Source organism: Rhizobacter sp. (assembly GCF_031412075.1).
Lineage (GTDB): Bacteria > Pseudomonadota > Gammaproteobacteria > Burkholderiales > Burkholderiaceae_C > Rhizobacter.
This window is the reverse complement of sequence record NZ_JANOCG010000159.1, coordinates 1-6,885: the sequence shown is the minus strand read 5'-3', so window position 1 is coordinate 6,885 and position 6,885 is coordinate 1. Positions and strand designations below refer to the sequence as shown.

The window sequence follows — 6,885 nt, the reverse complement described above, 5'->3', positions numbered from 1 at the left end:
CGCCAGCGAACTGCTCGCCGAAGCCACTTTCAACGACCCCAATGGCGAGGTGCAGACCGCCGCCACCCGCATCAACCTGTGGCCGAGCGCCGTGGTGCTCGGCGTGAAAGCCGGCTCGTGGGCCAGCAGCCGGGGCAAGGTGAAGTTCCAGGCGCTCGCGCTCGACACCGCCGGCAAGCCGATCAAGGGCCAGCGTGTTGAAGTGCGTGGGCGTTTGGCCCAGGTCATCAGCAGCCGCAAGCGTATGGTCGGCGGCTTCTATGCGTACGACAACCGCAACGAAGTCACCGAACTCGGCAGCCTGTGCAGCGGCAGCACCGACGACCGCGGCCTGCTGCTGTGCGAAGCCGAGTTGTCCACTGCCGGCCAGGTGGAGCTGATCGCGCAAGCGCAAGACGGCTCGGGCCACAAAGCCGAAGCCGCCGCCAGCGTGTGGGTCACGCGCCAGGGCGAGCTCTGGTTCGCCCAAGACAACGACGACCGCATCGACGTGCTGCCCGAGAAGAAGAGTTACGCCCCCGGCGAGACCGCGCGCCTGCAGGTGCGCATGCCCTTCCGCGAAGCCACCGCACTGGTCAGCGTGGAGCGTGAAGGCGTGCTCTCCACGCAGGTGGTCACGCTGCGCGGCGACGACCCGACCATCGAACTCAAGATCGCCAAGAACTGGGGCCCCAACGTCTACGTGAGCGTGCTCGCGCTGCGCGGGCGCATCCGCGAGGTGCCCTGGTACTCGTTCTTCACTTGGGGCTGGAAGGAGCCCGTCAACTGGGCACGCTCGTTCTGGTACGAAGGGCGTGAGTACCAGGCGCCGACCGCGATGGTCGATTTGTCCAAGCCCGCGTTCAAGCTCGGTGTGGCCGCGCTCGAGGTGGGCATCGCCGAGCACACGCTGCAGGTCAGCGTGACCGCTGACAAGCCGCAGTACGGCATCCGCCAGAAGGCCATGGCGCGCATCAAGGTCACGCACGAAGGCAAGCCGCTCGCAGGCGCCGAGGTCGCGTTTGCCGCGGTCGACGAAGGCCTGCTGGCACTGCGGCCCAACGACTCGTGGGACTTGTTGCACGCGCTGATCCAGCAACGCCCCTGGGGTGTGGAAACCAGCACCGGCCAGAGCGAAATCATCGGTCGCCGTCACTATGGCCGCAAGGCGGTGGCGGCCGGTGGCGGTGGCGGCAAGAACGCCACCCGCGAGCTGTTCGACACCTTGTTGCTGTGGAAAGACCGGGTCGTGCTCGACGCCAATGGCGAGGCGGTGGTCGAGGTGCCGCTCAACGATTCGCTGACCAGCTTCTCGCTGGTGGCGATTGCCGACGCCGGCGTGCAGCAGTTCGGCAGCGGCAGCACCAGCATCCGCGTGACGCAAGACCTGCAGCTGCTCGCCGGCCTGCCGCCGCTGGTGCGCGAGGGCGACCAGTTCACCGCCCTGCTCACGTTGCGCAACACCACGGCGCGCGAGATGAAGGTGCGCGCCACGCTGCAAGGCACCGCGAACAGTGGGGCGGAAATCACCCGCGCACCCTTGACCTTCCCACCGCAAGAGGTGGTGGTGGCGGCGGGCGCTGCGAAAGAAATCACCTGGGGCGTGGCGGTGCCGCCCGAGGCCTTCAGCATCACCTGGGAGGCCGCGGCCGAAGAGCAGGGCGGCGAAAAGACGAAAGACCGCGTGAAGATCACCCAACTGGTCAGCCCCGCAGTGCCGGTGCGGGTGTTGCAAGCCACGCTGCAGCAGCTTGACGGGCCGTTCACGCTGCCCATCGCTGCGCCGGCCGACGGCTTGCCCGAGAGTGGTGTGAAACGCGGCGGCATCTTGGTCGCAGCACAACCCAAGCTGAGCGGCGCGCTGCCCGGCATGCGGCGTTACTTCGAGACCTACCCCTTCAGCTGCCTGGAGCAAAAAACCTCCAAGGCCGTCGGCCTGAAAGACGCGGCCTTGTGGAGCGCGGTCGCCAATGCCTTGCCGACTTACCTCGATAGCGATGGCCTGGCGAGCTACTTCCCGCCACGCGCTGAAGACGGTTCGCGTGGCAGCGACCGCCTCACCGCCTATGTGCTGGCGGCTACGCATGAAGCGGGCTTTGCACTGCCGGCACCGGCTCAAGCGCAAATGCTGGATGGTTTGACGGCGTTTGTCGAAGGGCGCATCGAGCGCAAGTTCTGGTCACCACGGGCCGACCTCGATGTGCGCAAGCTCGCCGCCATCGAAGCGCTGTCGCGTTACGGCCGCGCGCAACCGAAGATGCTGGGCTCGGTCAACCTCACGCCCAACCTGTGGCCCACGGCGGCGGTGATCGATTGGTTCAACATCCTGAAGCGCGTGAAGGGCGTGCCCGACCAGGCCAAGCGCCTGGCCGAAGCGCAGCAGATCTTGCGCAGCCGCCTCACCTACGCCGGCACCACGCTGCGCTTCAGCAACGAGAGCGACGACTTCTGGTGGTGGCTGATGGACAGCGCCGATGCGAATGCGGCCCGCCTCATCCTCGCGGTGCTCGACGAGCCGAGTTGGAAAGACGACATCCCGCGCATGGTGGTGGGCAGCCTGGCACGTCAGCGTGCAGGTGCGTGGCTCACGACCACGGCCAACCTGTGGGGCTCGTTGGCGCTCGACAAGTTCTCGGCGAAGTTTGAGTCCGTGAAAGTGAGTGGCAAGACGCTGGCGAGCACGGGTGCGAAGCCGCTGGTGATTGATTGGTCGGCGCAGACCGAAGGCGGTTCGGTCAAGCTCGCCTGGCCTGAAGCGGCAGGCAGCTTGAACGTCACACAAGAAGGCGCTGGCAAACCGTGGCTCACGGTGCAAAGCCTGGCCGCCATCCCGCTGAAGGCGCCTTTGCGTGCCGGCTACAGCCTCACGCGCAGCGTCACGGCGGTGGAGCAAAAAGACAAGAGCAAATGGTCGCGCGGTGATGTGCTGCGTGTGCGGGTGGAGATCGACGCGCAAAGCGACATGACCTGGGTGGTGCTGAGCGACCCGGTGCCAGGCGGCGCCACCTTGTTGGGCTCGGGGCTGGGGCGTGACTCCAGCATTGCGACCAGCGGTGAGAAGCGCGACAGCAACAGCGTGTGGCCGGCGTTCGAAGAGCGCAGCTTCGAGGCCTTCCGCAGCTACTACGAGTATTTGCCGCGCGGCAAACATGTGGTCGAGTACACGGTGCGTTTGAACAACCCGGGCAAGTTTGCATTGCCGCCGACTCGGGTGGAGGCGATGTATTCGCCCGAGACGTTTGGTGAGCTGCCGAATGCGGCGCTGGAGGTTGGGCCGTGAAAATGACTCCGTTCGGGCTGAGCCTGTCGAAGCCTTGGCGGCATGCCACCGGCCCTTCGACGGGCTCAGGGCGAACGGCAGGGGGTGTCGCAGCAATCGTCTTGATGCTGGCGGCCGGCAGTGCGCAGGCCGTGCCGGGTTTCAGTGACGTGAAGTCGGCGCACCGCCCATCCGACATCACCCTGCTCGACCGCCACGGCTCACCGATCCAGACCGTGCGTGTCGACAAGACCGTGCGCCGCCTGCCCTGGGTGGCCTTGAGTGACACCTCGCCGGCCTTGTTGCACGCCATCGTGCTCAGCGAAGACAAACGGTTTTACGAACACAGCGGCGTCGACTGGAGCGCCGTGGCGCAAAGCGCCTGGGCCAATGTGTGGAACACCCGCACACGCGGCGCGTCGACCTTGAGCATGCAGCTCGCCGGTTTGCTCGACGACGATCTCGCCCGCCCCGCCGGCGGGCGCAGCGTGGCGCAGAAAGTCAGCCAGGCGTTCACTGCCTCGCGCCTCGATGCACGTTGGAAGAAGAGTGAGATTCTTGAGGCCTACCTCAACCGTGTGCCCTTCCGTGGCGAGCTGGTCGGCATCAACGCGCTCTCACAAACCCTGTTCGCCAAACACCCGAGCGGGCTCGATGCGCACGAAGCCGCCATCGCCGCCGCCTTGCTGCGCGGCCCCAACGCCAGCGCCGACAGCGTGGCGCAGCGAGCGTGTGGTGTGTTGAAGCTGCAGCAGCTGGCCTGCGAAGGGGTCATCGGCTTAGCGCACAGTGCGTTCAACCGTCGTGGTGGCATGCCGCTGGGTGAGCAGCTGGCGCCGCACTTTGCGCGACAGCTGGCACTGAATGGCCAGCCGCTTCAGCCCACCACGCTCGACGCACGAACGCAGCGGTTTGCCATCCACACCCTGCACCGCCAGCTCGCCGAGCTGAACGGGCGCAACGTCGAAGATGGCGCCATCGTCGTGCTCGACAACGCGAGTGGCGAAGTGCGCGCCTGGGTCGGCTCCAGTGGCAGTTTGTCCGGTGCGGCCGAGGTCGATGGCGTGCTCGCGCGCCGGCAACCGGGCTCAACGCTCAAACCTTTTGTCTACGGCCTCGCCTTCGAGCGCCGCCTCATCACCCCGGCCAGCTTGCTCGACGACTCACCGGCGCAGCTCACCACCGGCAACGGTTTGTACCTGCCACAAAACTACGACAAGTCCTTCAAAGGCTGGGTCAGCGCCCGCAGCGCGCTGGGCGCGAGCCTCAACGTGCCGGCGGTGCGCGTGGGCGCGATGCTCGGGCCTGATGCGGTGCTGGCGCGTTTGAACGCACTGGGTTTGTCGCTCTCCGAGTCGGGCGGTTATTACGGCCACGCGCTCGCGCTCGGCGGCGCCGATGTGACGCTGCTCGCGTTGACCAACGCCTACCGCAGCTTGGCCAACGGTGGTGTGCTCACATCGGTGGCGCTGCGCCCGTCGCCCACGCAGACAAAGCCGGTGCGGGTGGCCGACGCCGCAGCCAGCTACCTGGTGGCCGACATCCTGGCCGACAACGCCGCGCGCGTGCTCACCTTCGGCCTCGACAGCGCGCTCGTGACCCCCGGCTTCGCAGCAGTGAAAACTGGCACCAGCAAGGACATGCGCGACAACTGGTGCATCGGCTTCACCGATCGCTACACCGTGGGCGTGTGGGTGGGCAATGCGAGTGGCGAAGCCATGCACCGTGTGAGCGGTGTGAGCGGCGCCGCGCCGGTGTGGCAAGCGCTGGTGCGGCATCTGCACCAAGGCCAGCCGTCGAAGCGTCCGGTGATGCCGAGTGGTGTGGTGCGCGACCGGGTGCAGTTCGACTCTGCAGGTCGGGAGCCGGCGCGCGACGAGCTGTTTCTCGTGGGCACCACACAAGCGCGATGGACGGCCAGCGCGCAGATGCACAACGCGCGGCGTTTTGGCATCACCAGCCCACGCGATGGCAGCGTGTTTGCGCTCGACCCCGACATGCCACCGCATGCACAAGCCATCAGCTTCGAAGGTGAACGCGGTGTGTGGATGCTCGACGGCAAACGGGTGGGGCAGGGCGAGCGCTTGAAGTGGGCGCCCTGGCCGGGGCAACACGCGTTGAGCCTGGTGGCGCGTGACGGCCGCGTGCTGCAAACCGTGCGTTTCGAAGTGCGTGGTGCGGGCGTGAAACTGGCGCAAGGAAAGACGCAAGAGATGACGCGAACGGCGCCAACGCCGCGATAACATCGCGCCAGCCCTGCGTCATGCGGGGTACGTCGCTCGGACGGTTCCGGGCGCTCACGTGAAAGTCATCTCCACATGTCCTCATCTGCAGGCAAGCGCCGCTTTGCGCGCATCGACCGCCTCCCTCCCTACGTCTTCAACATCACCGCCGAGCTGAAGCTCGCTGCGCGCCGACGCGGCGAAGACATCATCGACATGAGCATGGGCAACCCCGATGGGGCCACGCCACCGCACATCGTCGCCAAGCTCACCGAAGTGGCACAACGGCCCGACACCCACGGCTACTCGGCGAGCAAAGGCATTCCGCGCTTGCGCCGCGCCATCTCGCACTGGTACCGCGACCGCTACGACGTGGAGATCGACCCCGACAGCGAGGCCATCGTCACCATTGGCTCCAAAGAAGGCCTGGCGCACCTGATGCTCGCCACGCTCGACCGTGGTGACACCGTGTTGGTGCCCGACCCGAGTTACCCCATCCACATCTACGGCGCGGTGATCGCGGGTGCCGACATCCGCTCGGTGCCGTTGGTGCCCGGCGTCGATTTTTTTGCCGAGCTGGAGCGAGCCATTCGCGGCAGCTACCCCAAGCCGAAGATGATGGTGCTGGGTTTTCCGAGCAACCCGACGGCGCAATGTGTGGAGCTCGACTTCTTCGAGCGTGTGATCGCCCTCGCACGCAAGCACGACATCTTTGTGGTGCACGACCTGGCTTATGCCGACATCGTGTTCGACGGCTGGAAAGCGCCGTCGATCATGCAGGTGCCGGGTGCGAAAGACATCGCGGTGGAGTTCTTCACGCTGAGCAAGAGCTACAACATGGCCGGCTGGCGGGTGGGCTTCATGGTGGGCAACCGCGACCTCGTGGCGGCGCTTGCACGCATCAAGAGTTACCACGACTACGGCACGTTCACGCCGCTGCAGGTGGCGGCCATTGCGGCGCTCGAAGGCGATCAAGCTTGTGTCAAAGAGATCGCAGCGCAATACCAGCGGCGGCGCGACGTGCTGGTCAAGGGCCTGCACGAAGCCGGCTGGATGGTCGAGACCCCGAAGGCCTCGATGTACATCTGGGCGCAGATCCCCGAGCGTTATCGCGCGCTGGGTTCGCTGGAGTTTGCCAAGCTGCTGCTGGACAAGGCCAAGGTCAGCGTGTCACCCGGCATCGGCTTTGGTGACCACGGTGACGACCACGTGCGCTTCGCCTTGATCGAAAACGAATCGCGAATCCGCCAGGCCGTGCGCGGTATCAAATCAATGCTGAAGGCTGATATGGCCTGATTCATTTCGCCGTTGGCACTGAGCCAGTCGGAGGGCCCGTAGAAAGGGTCCGAGCGAACGGCAGAGCGCAGGCGCGTGGCGCAAAAAAGCGGTGCCGCGCCGCATCGAAGACCATGCCGCCCACGCTGT

General features: G+C 66.1%; 3 protein-coding genes. All 3 read left to right on the top strand.

Translation table 11 applies throughout. The features are described from left to right. Positions 1-3,259: alpha-2-macroglobulin family protein (locus RMO40_RS05670; protein WP_309717524.1), on the top strand; the 3,259-nt coding region annotated here is incomplete at its 5' end. 2 nt (positions 3,260-3,261) lie between these two features. Further along, on the top strand, positions 3,262-5,481 hold the full coding sequence (pbpC, locus tag RMO40_RS05665; RefSeq protein WP_309717526.1) for a penicillin-binding protein 1C: 2,220 nt from the start codon (positions 3,262-3,264) through the stop codon (positions 5,479-5,481). A gap of 75 nt (positions 5,482-5,556) precedes the next feature. Then, positions 5,557-6,756 (top strand): alanine transaminase, encoded by a 1,200-nt coding sequence (gene alaC / locus RMO40_RS05660; protein WP_309717521.1) that lies wholly within the window; start codon positions 5,557-5,559, stop codon positions 6,754-6,756. Positions 6,757-6,885: the final 129 nt, after the last annotated feature.